The 19,663-nt window shown below is 33.7% G+C and carries 13 protein-coding genes and 7 pseudogenes; 6 read left to right on the plus strand and 14 right to left on the minus strand.

The window, feature by feature from the left end; genetic code table 11:
* Positions 1 to 131: 131 nt before the first annotated feature.
* The 4 genes from ABLV95_RS09585 to ABLV95_RS09600 are packed head-to-tail and all read left to right on the plus strand — an operon-like array spanning position 132 to position 3,676.
* Positions 132 to 872: an ABC transporter ATP-binding protein gene (locus ABLV95_RS09585; RefSeq protein WP_427706484.1), complete on the plus strand. Its 741-nt coding sequence runs from the start codon at positions 132 to 134 to the stop codon at positions 870 to 872.
* Positions 873 to 885: 13 nt separating this feature from the next.
* Positions 886 to 1,845, plus strand: a complete 960-nt coding sequence (locus ABLV95_RS09590; protein WP_427706482.1) for an ABC transporter substrate-binding protein — start codon at positions 886 to 888, stop codon at positions 1,843 to 1,845.
* Between the two features lie 5 nt (positions 1,846 to 1,850).
* A complete protein-coding gene (locus ABLV95_RS09595) occupies positions 1,851 to 2,612 on the plus strand; it encodes an ABC transporter permease (protein WP_427706480.1) in 762 nt (253 codons plus the stop codon).
* Positions 2,613 to 2,626: 14 nt separating this feature from the next.
* A complete protein-coding gene (locus ABLV95_RS09600) occupies positions 2,627 to 3,676 on the plus strand; it encodes an acyl-CoA dehydrogenase (RefSeq protein ID WP_427706478.1) in 1,050 nt (349 codons plus the stop codon).
* A gap of 151 nt (positions 3,677 to 3,827) precedes the next feature.
* Here the strand turns inward: ABLV95_RS09600 and ABLV95_RS09605 are convergent.
* The 10 genes and pseudogenes from ABLV95_RS09605 to ABLV95_RS09650 all read right to left on the minus strand — a co-directional run bounded on the left by ABLV95_RS09605 (position 3,828) and on the right by ABLV95_RS09650 (position 12,339).
* Positions 3,828 to 4,590 (minus strand): annotated as a pseudogene (locus ABLV95_RS09605) (alpha/beta hydrolase).
* Between the two features lie 19 nt (positions 4,591 to 4,609).
* Positions 4,610 to 5,300, minus strand: a pseudogene (locus ABLV95_RS09610) (ABC transporter permease).
* Entirely contained in the window at positions 5,300 to 6,244 is a 945-nt protein-coding gene (locus ABLV95_RS09615) for an osmoprotectant ABC transporter substrate-binding protein (protein WP_460871968.1), read from the minus strand. Before ABLV95_RS09615 ends, ABLV95_RS09610 begins: the two are co-directional and overlap by 1 nt.
* 15 nt (positions 6,245 to 6,259) lie before the next feature.
* Positions 6,260 to 6,896 (minus strand): annotated as a pseudogene (locus tag ABLV95_RS09620) (ABC transporter permease).
* Entirely contained in the window at positions 6,896 to 8,080 is a 1,185-nt protein-coding gene (locus ABLV95_RS09625) for a betaine/proline/choline family ABC transporter ATP-binding protein (RefSeq protein WP_460875467.1), read from the minus strand. Before ABLV95_RS09625 ends, ABLV95_RS09620 begins: the two are co-directional and overlap by 1 nt.
* Positions 8,081 to 8,382: 302 nt before the next feature.
* Positions 8,383 to 8,857, minus strand: a pseudogene (locus ABLV95_RS09630) (thioesterase family protein).
* Between the two features lies 1 nt (position 8,858).
* Positions 8,859 to 9,824 carry a 3-hydroxyacyl-CoA dehydrogenase NAD-binding domain-containing protein gene (locus ABLV95_RS09635; protein WP_460875469.1) on the minus strand — a complete coding sequence of 322 codons (966 nt, stop codon included), beginning with the start codon at positions 9,822 to 9,824 and terminating at the stop codon, positions 8,859 to 8,861.
* Positions 9,821 to 10,713 (minus strand): annotated as a pseudogene (locus ABLV95_RS09640) (3-keto-5-aminohexanoate cleavage protein). Before ABLV95_RS09640 ends, ABLV95_RS09635 begins: the two are co-directional and overlap by 4 nt.
* Before the next feature lie 193 nt (positions 10,714 to 10,906).
* A complete protein-coding gene (locus ABLV95_RS09645; protein WP_460875471.1) occupies positions 10,907 to 11,455 on the minus strand; it encodes a TetR family transcriptional regulator in 549 nt (182 codons plus the stop codon).
* A gap of 287 nt (positions 11,456 to 11,742) precedes the next feature.
* Positions 11,743 to 12,339, minus strand: a complete 597-nt coding sequence (locus tag ABLV95_RS09650) for a YdeI/OmpD-associated family protein (RefSeq protein WP_427706462.1) — start codon at positions 12,337 to 12,339, stop codon at positions 11,743 to 11,745.
* Between the two features lie 189 nt (positions 12,340 to 12,528).
* Here ABLV95_RS09650 and ABLV95_RS09655 point away from each other — a divergent pair.
* Positions 12,529 to 13,903, plus strand: a pseudogene (locus ABLV95_RS09655) (APC family permease).
* 193 nt (positions 13,904 to 14,096) lie between these two features.
* Here the strand turns inward: ABLV95_RS09655 and ABLV95_RS09660 are convergent.
* The 4 genes from ABLV95_RS09660 to ABLV95_RS09675 all read right to left on the minus strand — a co-directional run bounded on the left by ABLV95_RS09660 (position 14,097) and on the right by ABLV95_RS09675 (position 17,852).
* Positions 14,097 to 15,269, minus strand: a complete 1,173-nt coding sequence (locus ABLV95_RS09660; protein WP_460875473.1) for an MFS transporter — start codon at positions 15,267 to 15,269, stop codon at positions 14,097 to 14,099.
* 234 nt (positions 15,270 to 15,503) lie between these two features.
* Complete coding sequence (locus tag ABLV95_RS09665; RefSeq protein ID WP_069817030.1) at positions 15,504 to 16,277, minus strand: ABC transporter permease; 774 nt, start codon at positions 16,275 to 16,277, stop codon at positions 15,504 to 15,506.
* Positions 16,277 to 16,927 carry an ABC transporter ATP-binding protein gene (locus tag ABLV95_RS09670; RefSeq protein ID WP_427706458.1) on the minus strand — a complete coding sequence of 217 codons (651 nt, stop codon included), beginning with the start codon at positions 16,925 to 16,927 and terminating at the stop codon, positions 16,277 to 16,279. The genes ABLV95_RS09665 and ABLV95_RS09670 overlap by 1 nt, the downstream gene beginning before the upstream one ends.
* 142 nt (positions 16,928 to 17,069) lie before the next feature.
* Positions 17,070 to 17,852, minus strand: a complete 783-nt coding sequence (locus ABLV95_RS09675) for a CPBP family intramembrane glutamic endopeptidase (protein ID WP_427706456.1) — start codon at positions 17,850 to 17,852, stop codon at positions 17,070 to 17,072.
* A gap of 198 nt (positions 17,853 to 18,050) precedes the next feature.
* Here ABLV95_RS09675 and ABLV95_RS09680 point away from each other — a divergent pair.
* Positions 18,051 to 19,638 (plus strand): annotated as a pseudogene (locus ABLV95_RS09680) (FMN-binding glutamate synthase family protein).
* Positions 19,639 to 19,663 lie beyond the last annotated feature (25 nt).

Below are 19,663 nucleotides of genomic sequence, written 5' to 3' on the forward strand. Positions count from 1 at the left end.
ATGAGTAGTTCTTATGCACTTTTTTCAAAATAAAACATTAAAATCAATCACTTCACGGGCTATGTGTATGCATAGCCCTTTAGTGTCAGAATAAACCATACTAAAACGATAAGATTAATCGAGGTGTTGTAATGATTCACATTGACCATGTTCAACATCAATTTGGCGATAACCAAGTCATTAATGATTTTGAATTAAATATAGAAAAAAGTAACATCGTAACTTTTATAGGTAAAAGTGGTTGTGGTAAATCGACGTTATTAAATATTATTGGTGGATTTTTAACACCAACTTCAGGTGTAGTAAATATTGATGGAAAAATTAAACAAACACCATCACCTGATTGTTTAATGATATTTCAACACCACAACTTACTTCCTTGGAAAAATATTAACGACAACATACGTATTGGTTTGTCTCAATACATAAGCAATGAAGACATCAATGAACAGTTAAAAACCGTAGATTTAAATCATAAAGGGAAATTATTCCCAGAAGAATTATCAGGTGGTATGAAGCAACGTGTTGCGCTTTGTAGAGCACAAGTACATCAACCGAATGTCATACTCATGGATGAACCCTTAGGCGCTTTAGATGCCTTTACACGTTATAAATTACAAGATCAACTTGTCCGTTTAAAAGAGCGCACAAAAGCAACAATCATTTTAGTTACGCATGATATTGATGAAGCAATTTATCTTTCAGATAATATTGTGCTCCTCGGTGATGGTTGTGAGATTATCAGCCAATATAATATCAAACAATCTCATCCTCGTAACCGTAATGATAGTCATTTATTAAAAGTAAGAAATGATATTATGGAAAAATTTGCTTTAAATCACCATATGGCAGAGCCAGAATATCATTTATAAGGAGTGTTAGAAATTGAAAAAATATATTGCTTTTACTTTAATACTCCTTCTTATTCTTTCAGGTTGTAGCACGAATAAAAATCAAGATAGTCAAAATGGCGACAATAAAAAGCAAACTATAAAAATAGGATATCTTCCAATAACACATTCAGCAAATTTGATGATGACAGAAGAAATTCAACAAAAATCTAAAAAATCTGGTTACAAACTTGAACTCATACGTTTTAATAATTGGCCAGACCTTATGGATGCTTTGAACAGCGGTAAAATCGATGGCGCATCTACACTGATTGAACTTGCGATGAAATCAAAGCAAAAAGGTTCAGATATTAAAGCAGTCGCCTTAGGTCATCATGAGGGCAATGTGATTATGGGACAAAAAGGTAAAGAAGCTTCTGATTTTCACAATCACGGAGAATACAGTTTTGCTATCCCACATCGTTATTCAACACATTATTTATTACTAGAAAAAATGCGAAAACAAATGAACTTAAAATCTGATACCTTTAGTTATCATGAAATGGCTCCAGCAGAAATGCCTGCAGCGTTAAGCGAAGATCGAATTTCGGGGTATTCTGTAGCAGAACCATTCGGCGCACTTGGAGAAAAATTAGGCAAAGGCGACACTTTAAAACATGGTAATGATATCGTTCCAGATGCTTATTGTTGCGCACTTGTACTTAGAAGTGATCTTATTGATCAACATCATACAGTTGCCAAAGAGTTTATGTCAGATTATAAACAAGCTGGTTATAAAATGAACAATAAAGATAAAAGTGTCGATGTCATGGCCAAAAACTTCAAACAAGACAGAAAAGTCCTAGAACAATCAGCAGAGTGGACTTCATACGGCGATTTAACGATTAAAAAAGACGGTTACAGTAAAATTACAGATTTAGTAAATGATCATAAACTTTTTAAAGCACCCGCTTATAAAGATTTTGTTGATCCTACGCTATATAAGGAGGGGTAAATGAAATGACAGCTAATATAGCCAAAAAATGGACATTACCAATCATTACTTTTATTATTTTCCTATTTATATGGCAATGCGTAATTTGGATTGGAGATTACCAGCCTATTCTTTTACCGGGACCCTTACTAGTAGCAGAAAGTATATGGCAGTTCATTATTACCGGGGAAATATTTTCACACTTAGGTATTAGTTTATTTCGCTTTATTGTAGGATTTGGATTTGCAGTTATCATAGGGGTTCCTGTTGGTTTTTTATTAGGCCGTAGTAATGCATTCTTTGATGCAATAGAACCTCTATTTCAATTAATTAGACCCGTCTCCCCTATTGCGTGGTCGCCATTCGTCGTTTTATGGTTTGGTATCGGGAGTTTACCCGCAATGGCAATTATCTTTATCGCCGCATTTTTCCCAATTGTTTTTAATACAATCAAAGGGATTAGAAATGTAGAACCACAATATTTGAAGATTGCATCTAATTTAAATTTAAGGGGATGGTCATTATATCGAAATATCCTCTTCCCTGGTGCATTTAAACATATTATGGGCGGTATACATATGGCAGTTGGAACAAGTTGGATATTCTTAGTTTCTGGCGAAATGATTGGCGCACAATCTGGACTCGGATTCTTAATTGTTGATTCACGGAATATGTTGAATTTAGAAGATGTTTTATCTGCCATATTCTTTATTGGGGTATTTGGGTTCTTAATTGATCGCATCATTAGTTATTTAGAGAAAATGATATTAACACGTTTTGGTGAATAAAGGAGAGCATATTTATGAGTTTAAAAACACATATTGAAAACGAATTAGATCCATATTTAGTAGAAATTGATGACGGTTCACACTATCCTAAAACCTTCATTCAAAATTTATTTAAAGAAGGATATTTTAAAGAAAATGATGTCAAAGCAAATTCAGAAGTTATCGAAGAAGTATCAAAGTCTTGTCTGACAACTGGCTTCTGTTTATGGTGCCAACTGGCCTTTTCTACCTATTTACAAAATGCAGAACAGCCTCATTTAAATAAAGATTTACAACAGCAATTACTATCAGGAGAGATTTTAGGTGCTACAGGATTATCAAATCCGATGAAATCATTTAATGATTTAGAATCATTCAACTTGTCACATCATTATAATGATAATCAATTCATTGTGAATGGTAGATTACCTGCGATTAGTAACATTGCTGCAGAGCATTATTTTGGTGCTATTTCTAAATCTGAAACATCAGATGAACTTGTAATGTTTATCGTTCAAGCCAATCAAGAAGGCGTTAATATAAATGAAATGTCTACCTTCTTAGGTGTGAATGGTTCAGCAACATTTTCAATTGAAATGAATGATGTGCACATACCTGAAGCACATATTATTACACACGATGCAAAAACATTCGCGTCTAAGATCCGTCCACAATTTGTAGCGTTACAAATACCGATTGCATTAGGTTCTGTGCGTTCATCACTTGATTTAATTCATAAATTCTCTAATGCACAAAATGGTATTAACAAGTATTTAGAATATGATGTTCAAGACTTTGAAACACGTTACGACAATATAAAAAAACAATTTTACAATTTATTAGATACTAATGATTTACAGGATCAATTTGGTGACTTAATTAATTTGAAAAAAGAAGCCGGTTATTTACTACTTGAAGTCAATCAAGCATCCATGGTTAATGGTGGTTCTAGAGCATATTCACCTCGTGCACCTCAAGCACGTAAATTAAAAGAAGGCTTTTTCTTTGCGGCGTTAACGCCAACATTAAGACATTTAGGTAAACTACAAGAAGAATTCAAAAGTACTAATGCTTCAATTAAATAGATTAATTTAGAAAAGTGATCACTACCATAAAACAGAAAATTACATTTTATATATTTACTTTATGTGCATATAACTTTATATAATTTCAATCCCGGAAATTGCGCACAAAAAATGTCGATAAAGTCTGAGACTTTATCGACATTTTTTTATGCTATACCTTTACAAACCATTCAATCGCACGTTTAATACTTTGATCCCAATAAGCATAATCATGTTCACCAGGTCCATCTTCAAATTGATATGGAACTGCTTTTTCATCTAAATACTTGATAAATTGTTGATTATCTTCATGTAAATCATCTTCCGTGCCACACATAATGAGTAACTCCGGAATAACTTTATTTAGGTCTATTGCTTGATCGACTAAATGATATGGATCTAAATCAGTACCTTTAACCCTTTTACTTATTCCTGCTATAGCTTCACCTGAGAAATCATACCAATCAAAATCCATAAGATGTTGACCATTAAACACTGCTGATAACGGACAAGCTTTAGCAAAACGATGCCCTTGTGATAAAGCATATTTAATGGTGCCATAGCCACCCATAGAGTGCCCGAGCAATAAAATTATCTTCTCTTTTATCAGATAATGGTAAAATTTGATGCGCATAATCTAACACTTCTAATACATAATCAAAATAGTTATGGCCATAAACCATGTTACTGTATCCACTATGGTCCGCGTTTGGCATAATGACAGCTAATTGATGCGTATTAGCATAACGTTCGATACTTGTGTAACGCATATAAGAAGTTTCATCACTTGAAAGACCATGTAGTAATAATAAAGTTTTCAGTGGTTTCGGTTGTGTTGCTTTATTAAAATAACTTTCATCTTCCGGTAAAATCACCATAAAATGATGATGCATACCTATTGTTTTAGAATTATAATTAATTGATAAAATTGCCAACTTTAATCACTACCCTTTATTAATTAATACTTTGAGGCTTATGCTTTTCTTTTTTCTGTGTTTTATTAGAAGGGTCTAAACGTTTTTCTAAAAATCTCAATCCAACGTCAATTAGAATTGCGATTAATGCAATTGGAATTGCACCCGCAAGAATAAACGTCGTGCCATCTGTTGCGTTTGTACCACGAATAATAATGTCACCTAAAGTTGGTGCTCCAATAAATGAGCCAACTGCTACAACACCAATTGCTACAACAAGTGCGATTCTTAAACCACCTAAAATTACAGATAAAGACAACGGCAACTCAATCAAACGTAACACTTGGTTTCGTGTCATACCCATACCTTTACCAAGCATCTTTAATGTTTTCATCAACACCAATAATACCTGTAAAAGTATTTTTAATTATAGGTAACAATGCATATAAGAACACTGTTAAAACAACTGTGTTTGGACCTAAGCCCATCACTAACATTAAAATTGCTAACATCGCAATAACTGGTACAGTTTGTATAATATTGGCAATTGTAATAATCGTCCATGATAATTTTTTATATCTAGCGATGATAATGCCCAATGGTATACCTACAATTGCCGCAAATAAAACGCCATATACTGACATTAATAAATGCTTAATAAATAAATCCCATAGGTAGCCAAAGTTGACTGAATAATATTCGACTAATTGCTGTAATAAATTACCTTCCATTAGTTTTGACCACCTTTCTTATCGTCTTCAAAATAGTTGTGTTCTTTCAAGAAATTTTCAGCTACAACAGCTGGTTCTTGACCTTCACCATCTGCTTGATAATTAAGCTTTTGCATTTCTTCTGTTGATATTTTGTCATTCAACTTATTAATAATTGGTTTTAATTTTGGATGTTTTTCTAATAAACTATTCGTTGCTACTGCACTCGTATCGTATGGTGGGAAAAATTGTCTATCGTCTTCAAGTACTTTTAAATCGTACCCCTCAATACGTCCATCCGTTGAATAACCAACTGCTACTTCTAAGTTTTTTGAATTTAATGCATCATATACAAGTCCGATTTGCATTGGACGCACTGTATCAAAGTCAAATCCATATTCTTTCGTAAATCCTGGATAACCATCACCTTCACGATGTAACCATGAACTGTCTACGCCAAGTCTTAACTCATCACTATATTTTTCTAAATCTGAAACAGTTTCTAAATTATATTTCTCAGCTGTTTCTTTAGTAACCATAAATGCGTATGTGTTCTCAAAACCATATGAATCAAAGAATGTTTGATCAAATTTCTTTTGGAACCCATCTTGAGTCGCTGTCATCGCTTTTTCAGGATCTTTTATTGGGTCTTCTTTTAAAGCACCTGTTAAATCTGTGCCATTGTATCTTGCCCCTGACATATTCGCGTCTCCATTCACTAAAGCATTGTGTTGAATGGTACTTGAACCTAAATTGTTAATTAATGATGGTTTAATCTTACCATCTGTGTCATGTTGTATAATGAGTCTCAACATATGAGACATAATTTGTGATTCACTCGTTGCAAGTGCTGTAATTTTAACTTCATTATCTGAGTCGCTACCACTTAAACCAGGTAAACTACATCCAGACAACACCGTCAGACACAGTACAAGCACGATACTATACTGTTTAAACTTCTTCATAATGTCCTCCTTATATTATCTGGATACTTTTAATCCTTTTGGAACAGCCCATTTTTCGACTATTGAAAGTAATACGTCTACAACTAAAGCTAAAATTGTTACAAGCACTGCCGCACTTACAATCATCAATGGATCATATAAATTTAACCCGTTAAATACAAAGTCACCTAATCCGCCTGCACCAACATAACTTGCTAGCGTCGCCCAACTGATTACATATACAGATGATAATCGAATGCCACCTAGTATAAGTGGTAAAGCTAACGGTAACTCAATATCTTTCATAAGTTGTAACTTCGTCATTCCCATACTTGTACCAGCCTTCTTTAATATTATTGTCTATATTTTTGACGCCTAATACAGTATTATTCAATATTGGTAAAAGTACATAGATAAATAATGCTACAATTGCAGGTAATTTCCCCACACCAAATATCGGTATCATGATAGCTAATACCGCAAGCGTTGGTATTGTTTGAAGCACACCGGCAATTGTGAGTACGATATTTGAAGTTCTTTTCATTTTGGATAAGATAATGCCTAATGGAACAGCAACTACGATTGCGATTAACAATGCGATCATTGAGATATAAAAGTGTTCAGCTGTTTTTGATATCAGTTGCCCACCATATTGCTCTATGAAATCTTTCATTATTTATCAGCTCCTACATTTTCGGGCTCGACAATTGCATGTTGATTCGCATTGTCATCTTCATCTATTTCGCCCCAGATACTGTCATATACAATATCCACTAGGTTTGCTCTCGTAACTAATCCAATTAATGTTTCACCATCTTTATCCACTACCGGAACGTTTCTTACATTTCGTTTTAAAATTGTACGTACTGAATCTTGTAATTTACTGTCTATTCTTACTCTATAAATATCACGTTGCATTGTATCGATAAGCTCTTTGTTTGAACGTAATACTTGGTTAATATCTTCAATATCTAAATAGCCCAGTAATCTATTGTTATTACCTACTACAAAAATAGTGTCTACACGACGTTCTCTCATGACTTTAACTACTTCGTTCAGTGAACGATCTGCGTGTACAGTTACAGGTTTAATCATTGCATCTTTAACTGTACGCATGTTTGGACGATCTTGAATTAATCTATTTTGACCTATAAAATCACGAACGAAATCGTTTGCAGGATGACGTAAGATATTGTCTGGCGTATCAAATTGTATAACTTGTCCTTCAGACATAATACAAATCTTATCTGCTAGCTTAATCGCTTCGTCCATATCATGTGTAACAAAAACAAATGTTTTACCTAATTTTCGTTGTAATTCTTTCACTAAATCTTGTAATGTATCTCTCGTAATCGGGTCTAATGCACCAAATGGTTCATCCATTAATATGACATCTTGTTCAGTCGCTAACGCACGCACTACCCCAATACGTTGTTGCTGTCCCCCAGATAATTGGGAAGGATATCTATCTAAAAACTCTTCTGGTAAATCTACGAGTTTAATTAATTCTTTCGCTTTACGCTCTTTCTTTTCTTGTGACCATTTTAATAATTTTGGCACTAAAACGATATTTTCTCTGATCGTCATATGAGGCATAAGTCCTATTTGTTGAATTACATAACCAATTTTTCTACGTAATTCGACTGGATTCATTTTACTGACATCTTTGCCATTGATTGTGATTTGTCCCTCAGTAGCTTCTATCATTCTGTTAATCATTCGTAAAGCAGTTGTTTTACCACTACCACTTGTTCCTATAAACGCAATAAATTCACCAGATTCAACATCTAATGTTATGTTATCTACAGCTTTCTTCCCACCACCGTAGACTTTTGATAAGTTTTTAATACTTAACATGGTTCAATCCCTTTCTATGTACATATTTAATTTAAAAATATTTCATAATAAATTTAGGACTACTTGTGGATGTTATACAAATCCTAAAATAAGTAACAACATAGCTACAAATAGCCCTAATTTATTCGTTTTGGTTGTTAAAAAACAAATCAATTATACAATAAATTAAAATTTGATTTTGTTACCCTATACAATAAGATACCTTAATTAATAAAAATAAACAATTTATACTCATGAATTTTGTTTCTTAAAACATTCAATAAACGTAGTTAATCAATCGTTTCAAATTGATTTCAATTATACTATTTATGCTTAATACCAATCAGATGACCAAGCTCTTTGGGCTGATTTTCAATCATATTGGTAGCGAGCATAATCTTCAATCGCTTTTTTTATCATTTCTGGAAATGCTTCGGGCTTATCTACAGCTGTATTCATCCCCATGAGCATCACTTCATAAGTTGCACAACGAGATTGATTTGCATCTGTTAACGTCATAAATACATGTAAACGTTTCGCATCATAATCATATAACTCAACATTAACCGAGATGTATTCATCGACTTTAATTTCTTTTAAATACATCACATGGTTTTCTAAAGTAAATACTGTGTATTGCTTTTGTGCTATCGTCTCTTTATCTAATCCTAGATAAGCAAGCCAAGCATCTGTCGCATCACTAAACACACGATTATATTCAGCGTCATTCATATGACCATTGTGATCCACCCAAATATCTTTCACTTTAGTCGTATATTCAAACTGTGAATGTATCATATTAATACACCGATGGGCTTGTAGCTTTTTTCATTGATGGTGTATCTTCTGGCCAATATGCTTCTGCTAATTTTTTAACTTTGATTAAGAATTCGTTGCGCTTTTGATCAAGCTCTGACATTGTTTGGCCCTGTGATGAAGCTTCACAACCATTAACAACTTCATCATATAAATCTTTCGTTAATTCTGGTGCTACTAATTTAGTCCATGGTTTTTTCAAAGCTGGTCCAAATTGTTTTAGCATGTGGCGCATACCGCCTTCTCCACCTGCCAAATGGAAAGTCATGAACGGTCCATATTGTGCGTAACGTAAGCCTGTTGCATGTGTGAATGCTTTATCTACTTCCTCTGTAGTAGCTATGCCATCATTTACAATATGCAATGCTTCTCTCCAAAGTGCTTCCATTAATCTATCAGCAATATGACCTTCTATTTCATGTCTTACATGCAATACGTCCATGCCGATACTTTCATAAGCTTGTTCAGCTTTTACTGTCGTTGCTTCCGCAGTTAATTGTCCTGGAACAATTTCTACAAGCGGTAAAATATATACCGGATGGAAAGGATGAGCGACAACTAAACGTTCTGGATGTTGCAAGTTTCGCTGTAATTCTGAAGGTTTAATACCTGAAGTACTTGAGCCTATTGTTGCATCAGGTCGTGCATAAAAGTCTATTTCTGTAAGCACTTGCTCTTTTATTGATCCAACTTCAGGCACATTTTCTTGTATATGATCTGCTTCTTTAACTGCTTCTTCTAAATAAGGTGTAAATGTAAGGTTTTCTAATGAAGCACCTTCTGCTAAGCCAAGTTCTTCAGCATATGGCCAATTTTGTTTTACTTGTTTCAACATGCTTTCATATGCACCTTCACTTGGATCAGTAGCAATTACTTCATGTCCATGTGCTAACATTCTTGTAATCCATCCACTACCAATAACGCCTGTACCTACGACTGCGAATTTCATTTTGTGCCTCCTTTTGGATCTCTAAGTTGATATTTTTTACGCGCTTCAGCGGGCGTCATTGGTGCTATATCTAAACCTTTTAATATTTCTACAGCCTTTTCAACGAGTTGTTCATTTGTTGCTTTGACACCTTTTGCCAAATATAAATTATCTTCTAGGCCCACACGTACATTGCCTCCACGTTTAGCCGCTTCTTCTACTGTTGGAAATTGCATTCTGCCAATACCAAATGCTGACCAATGTGCATTTTCAGGTATACGCGTCTTAAAGTATTCTATCGTTTCCGCGTCATTTTCTGCGCCCCATGGAATGCCAAGACAGAATTGGAACATCGGCTCTCCTTCAATTAAACCTTCATTTATAAGTTGCTTAGCAAACGAAATATGCCCACTATCAAAACACTCTAACTCAGGTTTAACCCCAGCATCTTTAACAAGTTGTGCTTGTTCTCTTAACCAACCTCGCTGGACTTAAATAAAGCGTATCACCCATATTGACACTACCACAGTCCAAGGTACACATTTCTGGCAATAATGCGCCTACAGGTTCATGTCTTTCTTCTGGTGTTTGCATGTCTGTTCCTTTTGCACCAGTATATGGATCTTCTAGGTTCGGAATGAAGTCTCCGCCCCCACCAGAAGTAATATTTATAACAATATCTTCGTCTGCTTCTCTAATTAATTTCACTGCTTCTTTAAAAAATTCAACGTTATGACTAATGCCACCTGTTTCTGGGTCTCTAGCATGTATATGTGCCACAGTCGCTCCTCGCTCTTGCACATTTTATCGCTGAATCAGCAATCTCTTGAGGTGTTACAGGAACACTTTTATTTTTTTCTGTAGTATCTCCAGCACCTGTTATAGCTGCTGTTAGCATAACTTTCTTCATTAATATAAACCTCCAACAAAGTTTTTTAATACATCGATTAGTGTACCAACCAGACGGTTTAGTTTCAACCTTATAACATATAAAAAAAGGGATTAATCAATTTTGAATCATTGACTATCCCTATATTATCAGTGCTTTACATGAATTTTTCATTTAATTATTTTTTTATAATTTCTAATTTTATCGACCCTTTTCAATCGATTTTTTCATTTTTAGTATAAGCTGTTAATCTTTCTAAAACTTCAGCTCGCATCGAATCATCAATGGCGGCTAAACCAAATATTTCAGACAACCATAGTCCATCGACTGCCATTCGAATAATTGTCGCATCAACTTTGTCTAAGCCATCATTTTCAATATTGAATTGCCATTCTTTATATGTGTCTTGCAAAGGTAATAATAAATTACTATTTATACCTTGTGCGACTAACATTCCTGAAGTGATAGATGCATTTTCAGAACTATATTCGCGCGTGGCCTCTATAAATGCGCGTATCCACTTGCCTTGTTGTTGGTCATTACCTTGCACATGTTTATCAACGTTAATTCGATATATTTCGTCTGCATGGTCGACAAGTCCTTGAATTAATGCAAATTTGTTTTTGAAATGATACAACAAGCCACCTTTACTTACGCCTGCTTTCTTAGCAACAGCATCTAAAGTTAAATATTCACTACCTTGTTCATTAACGATAGAAGCAGCTGCTTCTAGTAATTGTATCCGTTTAGAAACTCTTGGCATTAATACACCCTCTCTCTAAAAGTACTTTACGAGTTGATTTCTCATAACACTTTTTATATTCGAGCAAACTATAAACGATAATTGTTAAAGTTGCAACTGTATCTTTTTATTATTAATTAAAATAATGACCCTTAAACAAGCGATATGAACTAAACACATGTTTTATTTTATTTGAAATAAATATGAATACCTCTTAAAAATCATTCTACACTTTTTTCAGTTTACTTAAATTAAGTTGCTACTTTGTAAACTTACTTCGTTCTTTTAATATCAAGTTCAAGTCTATATTATTTATCATCTATACCCTTACCCTCTAAAATATGATCCACATATTTTTCAACGCGTTTTTCACGTGTTGTCGCTCTTTTAGCTTGTCCTATATGGAACATGTATTGTCTTTGTCTACCAGGTGTTAAATTATAAAATGCTTCTTCAAGTTCAGCGCTGTCATTTAATTTTATTTGTAGTTCTTCCGGCATTTCATAATCTGCTGTTTTTTTCATTGGCACTTGCTTATCTGATTTTTCAATTCTTATTGCTTCTTCAACATACCATTTAATTTCATCTCTTCGTTTTTCAATTTCGTCTAGACTTTCAAAGCGCAACTGTCTTGCGGCTTGGACATTTTTCGTTTGTTGGATAAGTGATTGGTATGGGTCTTCCATGATAGATCCTTTTTCAAAAAGTAACGCGCAATAATGTTTAAAATCTTGAATAATCACAACATTTTTATTGTCTAACGTGTAACAAGGATGCATCCATTTGTAATCTTCTACTAATTCAGTTTCTCTAATAATTTCACGCATTATTTTAAATTCATCTTGCCATTGTTTTAATCTATCAATAAATGCATTTACTTTAATATGATCGTGTTCATTAGTCATAAAAATTGCACCTCTTTTTTAATTAATTTATTTATCTTTATTCTACTATGAAATGATTAATTTTATCTATATTTAATCTTTTTAACATTTATACCAAGTTTTCCGATTGATGTACTATGAATTAAATGTTTGTTATGTTATGATTTTTTTATTATTTAGACTATTACATAGAATTTAGAGGTGATTTTAATGCAACAAGCAACAAATTTAAAAAAAGTACTAGGCTTAACTGACGTCCTGGGTATAGCTATCGGGCAAATCATAGGTGCTTGGTGTCATGTCACTGACTGGAATTGGTATACAGATGACTGGTAGCGGCATAACACCTGCATTTATTTTATCTGCCCTCATCACCTTACTTACGATGCTCCCAATCGCAATATTAGGTTCGACATTACCTACTACTGGCGGAATGTATCAATACACTAGTCGTTTATTGTCTCCAAAGACAGGCATTTTTTGGTTACTATTATTTATCTTTTTGCAGATTACGTTGTCATTATATGCATTGTCATTCGCACAATATTTAGAAGGTCTTTTCCCTGGAGTACCGGTTAGGGCTGTCGCCTTCTCATTATTAACTATTTTATTTATCGTAAATATCGTTGGTATTAAATCTGCCTCTATTATTGGAAATATCATGGTAGTCACTTTAATAGTGGCTTTGTCTTGCTTTATCATATTTGGTGTTCCACATGTTAACTTTGGTGTATTTAATACGAAATCTATGCTCCCAGATGGTTTCACCGGCTTCTTTACTGCTGTAGGCCTTGTTTCTTTTGCGACAGGAGGTGCTCAAGTGGTTGCTGAACTTGGTGGAGAAATGAAAAACCCTAAAAGGGACATTCCAATTGTTATTATTGTTGCTACTATATTTGTCGGATTATTATACGCATTTATTGCCTCAATTGCAGTAGGTGTATTACCTATTCCAGAAGTAGCAGGTAGACCTTTAACGAGTGTCGCAAAAGAAGTATTACCAACCCCGGCATTTATCTTCTTCATGGTGGGTGGCGCAATGTTTGCTTTAGCAACAACACTTAATTCGACTTTTACTTGGGTAACAAAAAGTTTATTAGTGGCAATTCATGATGGTTATTTACCTAAATATTTAGGTAAAGTAAACAAACGTTTTGGTACACCTCATTGGCTATTACTTATCTTTTACATTATTGGTGCATTGCCTATTATTACAGGTATGTCTTTAGATGTTGTTGCACAACTTGGTACAGGCATCTCTCTCATCGTATTTGCATTTCCAGCCTTAGCTGTGACACAATTACCCAAAAAATATCCCGAAGCATATAAACAGTCCCCATTTAAAGTCCCTTATCCTATTCTGGTGACAATAGCTATATGTGCAATTATAGTCTTGCTATGCCAATCTTATTTGCTCATTTCAGATTTAAAATTAGGTTATATCATAGGTACCTTTATATATATTATTATCTCAGCTTTTATTGCTCATTTCTCAAATAAAAAAGCGCATTTAAACATTAGTGAAATACAACTAAATTCTAAGCATTCCCCCGAAAAACAAATCAACGTTTCTAATAATCTATAACTTAATAAAAATGAGGACGGACACATGACATCAATTTTTTCAATCAACATGTGTCCGTCCTCATTAATATTTGACTTCCCAAAATTCTGTTTTCTACTTAAAATTAAATCTTAATTTACTTATAACTAAAGCTTCTTTATCACTAATTTTTGTGAGCTAATCAACAATTTTTGATGCTCTGAATTAATGTTACCTATGCTTTATTATATTTTGCTACGTTTTTTAAACTTATAACCAATATGAGTGCTACTAAAGCAATGGCACCACTAAAGTAAGTTACAGCTAAAACATCTATTTTCGAAACAACCAAGCCACCGATGATACCACCGATACCAATACCAGCATTTAAGCTCGACATATTCCAACTCATAACTTGACTCGTATCACCGTCAACGTGTTCGATGATACCGCTTTGAACTGCCGGATTTGTACTCCATTGCATGATGTTCCAAATGAAGATGACCATTAATAGCAAGCCAGTACCTGGTAAGAAAACATTCAAGATTAACATCATAAGAATAAATATTGAAGTTGCAATCGTTAACCAGCGCTTACTTGTTAATTTATCTGATAGTACTCCGCCCATCGAAGTTCCTATCACACCTGCTATACCATTGATTAATAATGCTATAGAGACAAATGATAAATCATGACCACTAGACAACATTAACGGATTAATGTAGATAAATGTAACGGAATTCGCTACTAATAATAGGAATGTAATCCCTAAATATTTTGTAATTTCTGCAGGTCTTAAGATTTTAGAATAACTGCTGCCACGTTTTTGACTACTTGTACTTGTTGTAGAAGCTTTAAACTCTGGATCAGGTACATAAAAGTACATAAGAATACCAACAAGTATACTTACAGCCACTATAAATAGAAATGTAAATCTCCAACCAACTAAGTCACCAATAATTGTTCCAATCGGCACACCGAATACGTTAGCACCACTAAAACCCGAATAAACGATACCTATCATTTTCCCACGATGTTGAGGTGCCGTTAATAAAGCAGTTAATGCTAGTATCTTCACTACAATTAAAGCTGCAGTTGCTGAAGATAAAATACGTCCAAATACTAAAATAGTAAAATCAGGTGCAACTGCAATAATTACGTTTCCTAACATAAACATTACTAATGCCCATAATAAAACTGGTCTTGGTGAAAAACGATTTGTGACTTTAACCAAGATTGGTCCTGCAATAGCAAAGGTAATTGCATATAAAGTTACTAACTGACCAATAATTGCTTCAGAAACACCTAAATCATTACTCATTAAATTCATAATCCCAGCAACCATCATTTCAACCATACCTACGATAAATATACTTAAAATAAAGGTTGTAATTCGCATAGCTGACATACGTTTCACTCCTTTCTTTCATTTCGTTGCAATTTTTACATAACCACTATATTATAAACCATTCGTCAACAGGTTTGAATACATTTACTTAGTTCAATCTCTGACTTATAAATATCATTTAACAATTCACAAATTACTGCAATATTCATTAATTAGCTCATAAAGTTAAAAGCAACAATGAATAAAGGGAGCATCCTATTTTAGATGCTCCCTGACTGAATTTCTTCTATAAAATTAGCGTTGTTTCGCGTGTAAGTGACGTCCTATCAGTTGATTGCGATGGTTAAAGAATTGTTTGTAACTTAAGTATGTAGCAATTAGTGCTGACATGATTGTTGCTGTTGTATGAATAAACACGACCATCAATTGAAATTTCACAGCTTCTAATGGATCAACACCACCAATAATTAACCCTGTCATCATACCAGGTATAGATACAATCCCATATGTTTTAACTGAATCTATTGTTGGTACAATTGCTGTCTTTACACTTTCTCGTATTGTCGTTTTAGAAGAGAGTTTCGGTGTAGCACCTAACGCTAATTTAGCTTCAATCCTACTCATCTCTTTAACAAATTCTCTATCTAAATTCTGATAGGCTAAATTAATAGCAATCAGACCATTACTCCCAAGCATACCCGCAATCGGAATGACTTCATTAGGCTTGAACTGAATAGCACCTGTGATAATGACGCCTGCTAATGGTAATGCAACACCAATAAATATTGCTGCAAAAGATATCCAAAACACATGATGCATCACTGGCGATGCTCTACTGATTGTATTCCAAGAAGCATTAATAATAATAATTAGTACAAATAATAGGAGCAACCATTTTTGGTTTACATCAAAGATAAAATGCAAAAGATATCCTAAAATAACAAGTTGAACGACAGCCCGTGTTGTTGCTACGAGTAAATCTTTAATAATATGTAATTTTTCTTTATAAGATACAATCATAGGAAAGATTAGGAGTAACCCTGTTAACACTAAAGCTGTTGTGCTCATTATAAATCCTCCTGTTTGTCTATTTTGCCATCAACAATTCGGATTCTTTTTTGAAAATGTTTAATACTCTGATTCGTACTATGAGTAATCCATAAAATCGCAACACCTTCAGCGGCAAACTTGAAAATGAGGTCTTCTACTTTCTCACTATTTTGCGTATCCAATGCACTTGTAGCTTCATCTAACAATAGTATTTGAGGTTTATACATTAATTGTCTAGCAATTGTAATACGCTGTCTTTCTCCACCTGATAGATGCTCTACACTTGTATTAAAATTATAGTGACCTAAGCCAACAGCTTTTAATAACTTCTTAGCTCTTTTACGGTCAAATTTGTCCTCTCGAACTACAGCAGGAAACGCCATGTTATCACCAATTGTAAGATCAAATAAATCACTTTCTTGTAATAAATAACTAATGTCCATACGTAATGACTCAGGTTTAATTTGTTCATAAGCTTTGCCGTTAAAATATATTTCACCATGCGTTGGGCTAATTAAATTATTAAGCAATCGTAACAATGTACTTTTACCGCTTCCAGAAGGCCCTATAATAGCAATTGTATCTCCCTTTTCTATCTTCAAATTGATATTATCGATGATGTATCTATTGTCTATTTTGTAAGAAACATTTTTAACTTCTAACATCATCTGTCCTCCTTAAAATATGAATCATTTGATATTACTTATTCCCTAAATCTATTATTTTAATAGTCTTTTCTCACAATGAGTTTGGTTAAGGCGTTCACCTAATAATTAATATGTCGCTCATCAAATTTCATTTACTTATTTTTTATTTCATAAAAACAATAGCTATGAATGAAATTAAATTATTTACAGCATGTAACGTTATAGCCAGCGCTAAATTCATACCACTCTTTAAATAAACAAAAGCAATCCCCATCGCGATAATAATATAGGACCCTATCTCAAATGGAGATGTAGCACCAATCACATGAACACCTGCAAAAAGTATAATTGACAGGACTGTGGCAAAACCATATGTAATTTTTTTGCCTAGTTCATGGATGATTAAATGCCTAAATAATAGTTCTTCAATAATAGGCGTTAAAATCACAATATCAATAAACAAAAATGGTAACATCCTGTTATCAGAGAACATTTCTTCTAAGAACATTTGATTTTGTGTTTCATTATATTGTAATGACTTAGGCAAAAATTCCATTAACCAAGCGTATGTTGAATTTAAAATTAAAATTAATAGATATGCACCAATAATCATCAATAGATATCGAGGCACTTTTTTAAATCTATTCATTGCAATTGATATCATTCTATCTTTTCTATGCATTGCATAAAAGCTATATAGAATAATTATTTCTGCAATGACTGCGCCCATGATTAATATATTTTCATCAGTAACAAATGATTCATTTTTTATATCAATAATAGAATATATTCCATATATTAAAACAAAGAAAATAATAGGAACTATATTACTCGCAACAATATATATAGGAAATAGCCAAAAATCTTTTTTTACAATCTTGTCCTTGTTCCATATATTTTTTTCATTGTGTGTTTTTTTGATCTCTTGAGTTGACTGTTGAGCCATATGACACCTTCCTTATCATTGTATACAACGAATATACCATGATTTAAATTACTTATATACATTTTATAATATATTTATTCGGTATCTATCCTCAACACTAGTATATTGGCCAGCCTAACTTTATAGTAGTTATCATATTGTAAAAAGCGCATTTTGTTGTAATATATATATATATATATAAATGGGGAGGGATGTTACATGACGATTTTGACAATATTACAATTCATCGTAAATATCATCTTAGTGCTAATTTTATTAAGTGTACTAATTGTTGGGGGATTTTTACTATTTAAAGATAAGCACCAAAAGCAACATAGTGTATTACGTAATTACCCATTACTTGCACGTGTTCGTTATTTTGGAGAAAAAATTGGTCCTGAACTCCGTCAATATTTATTCTTAGCGGATACGAAAGGTAAACCATTTTCCAGAAATGATTTTACTAACATCGTATTAGCTGGAAAATATAATTCTAGAATGACGAGTTTTGGTACGCAAGAAGATTACGAAGATGGGTTTTATTTACAAAATACAATGTTTCCTTTACAAACATCAGAATTACACATTGATCAGTCACCTATGATTTCTTCTTTTATCTATGAAATCGATAATGAACGTCTGTTCAATCGTGATGAACATAAAATTCAAGCTGAACTTAATCCTTACTATATATCAGAAGAAAACCGCATCACTTTAGGTGCAGAACTTAAGCATCCATTCAAACCTAAGCGCTTAGTTGGCCAATCTGGTATGAGTTATGGTGCATTAGGTAGTAATGCAATCACTGCACTGTCTAAAGGACTTGGTCAAGCAGGTACTTGGATGAATACCGGCGAAGGTGGCTTATCAGAGCACCATCTTTCTGGAGACGTAGATCTCATCTTTCAAATTGGACCAGGATTATTCGGCGTACGTGATAAAACAGGCGTATTTGATATAGATGCTTTTCTTGAGTTAGCACATAGAGATAAGATTAGAGCTTTTGAAATAAAACTCGCTCAAGGTGCCAAAACGCGTGGTGGTCATATGCAAGGTAATAAAGTAACAGAAGAAATTGCAAATATACGTATGGTTGAACCATGGAAAACCATTAATTCACCTAACCGCTTCGATAACATTGATAGTCCAAAAGCTTTACTTAATTGGGTGACTCAGCTCAAGCAACAAGCTCAAAAACCAGTTGGCTTTAAAATTGTTGTAAGCAAAGTTTCAGAAGTAGAAAAACTTGTACAAACTATGGTTGAGACAAATCAATATCCTAGCTTCATAACTGTTGACGGCGGTGAAGGCGGCACTGGTGCAACTTTCCAAGAATTGCAAGATGGTGTTGGTTTACCTTTATTTACGGCTTTGCCTATTGTAACTTCATTGCTTGAAAAGCATGGCATTCGTGATCGTGTTAAAATCTTCGCATCCGGAAAGCTTATCACACCGGATAAAATCGCAATCGCTTTAGGACTTGGCGCAGACTTAGTGAACGTGGCACGTGGCATGATGATTAGTGTCGGCTGTATAATGAGTCAACAATGTCATATGAATACTTGTCCAGTAGGTGTAGCTACTACGGATCCTAAACTTGAAAGAGGACTGATTATCGATGAGAAAAAATATCGTGTCACTAATTTTGTAACAAGCTTACATGAAGGGTTATTTAATATAGGCTGCTGCGGTTGGTGTTGAATCACCTACTCAAATATCCAAAGACCATCTTATTATTAAAAATAAAGATGGCGGAATCCAATCTATACGAGACTATAAATTGAAGCTGATTGATCAACATCGATGACATAAAGAGAGCTCTATTCCTTAAA

The sequence above is a fragment of the Staphylococcus sp. Mo2-1 genome, assembly GCF_046721385.1.
Classification (GTDB): Bacteria; Bacillota; Bacilli; order Staphylococcales; family Staphylococcaceae; genus Staphylococcus; species Staphylococcus equorum_A.